The following is a 1,072-nucleotide window of genomic DNA, read 5'->3' on the forward strand; positions in this document are numbered from 1 at the left end:
TCAAGCGCACAAAAGACGGCATTCCAGCTGTTGTTGAGCGTATCGAGCACGATCCAAATCGTTCAGCGCACATCGCATTGCTGAAATATATGGATGGCGAGCGTCGTTACATTATTGCTCCTAAAGGTGTTGAAGTCGGTCAAGAGATTCGTTCGGGTGAAGATGCTCCTATTAAAGTAGGCAGTACCTTACCTATTCGAAATATTCCTGTGGGTAGTGTTATCCACTGTGTTGAATTGAAGCCTGGTAAAGGCGCTCAAATCGCTCGTAGTGCAGGTACTTCTGCGCAGCTAGTAGCAAGAGAAGGTGCTTATGCAACTCTTCGTTTGCGTTCTGGTGAAATGCGTAAGGTTCTTGTTGAATGTCGAGCTACTTTGGGTGAGGTTTCAAACAGTGAGCACAGCCTACGGCAATTAGGTAAAGCGGGTGCATCACGTTGGCGCGGTATTCGACCAACGGTGCGTGGTGTTGTTATGAACCCAGTTGACCACCCACATGGTGGTGGTGAAGGGCGAACCTCTGGTGGTCGTCACCCTGTTACTCCTTGGGGTGTACCTACTAAAGGCTATAAAACTCGCAAGAACAAACGCACTGACAAGATGATAGTACGTCGTCGGTCGGCTAAGTAATTAACTAAGAGGGTTACGCTGTGCCACGTTCTTTGAAAAAAGGTCCATTTATAGACCTTCATTTATTGAAGAAAGTAGAAACGGCTCTGGAAAAAGGTGACAAGAAACCAATTAAGACTTGGTCTCGTCGTTCAACTGTTTTTCCTGAGATGGTAGGCCTGACTATTGCGGTTCATAACGGACGTCAACACGTTCCTGTTTATGTAACCGAAGATATGGTTGGTCATAAATTAGGTGAATTTGCTGCAACGCGTACTTATCGGGGTCATGATGCCGATAAGAAAGCGAAGCGATAATTCTGAGAGGATATTGAGATGGAAGTAGCTGCAAAGCATAGAGGTGCTCGTCTATCTGCTCAGAAGGCACGTTTGGTAGCAGATCAGATCCGAGGAAAGGGTGTAGAAGAGGCGTTGGAAGTTTTAACTTTCAGCACTAAGAAAGCT

3 protein-coding genes are annotated in these 1,072 nt (G+C 46.2%); all 3 read left to right on the forward strand.

Annotation, left to right across the window (positions count from 1 at the left end):
- The coding region (gene rplB / locus A3763_RS24865; protein WP_068760686.1) for a 50S ribosomal protein L2 at positions 1-629 on the forward strand (629 nt) is incomplete at its 5' end.
- Positions 630-649: 20 nt separating this feature from the next.
- The gene (rpsS, locus tag A3763_RS24870; protein ID WP_068508516.1) at positions 650-925 is read left to right on the forward strand and encodes a 30S ribosomal protein S19; all 276 of its coding nucleotides are present in this window, start codon (positions 650-652) and stop codon (positions 923-925) included.
- A gap of 18 nt (positions 926-943) precedes the next feature.
- Positions 944-1,072, forward strand: a 129-nt coding sequence (locus tag A3763_RS24875) for a 50S ribosomal protein L22 (RefSeq protein WP_304440848.1), incomplete at its 3' end; no start/stop codon positions are given.

It is taken from the genome of Oleiphilus sp. HI0128, from assembly GCF_001635365.1.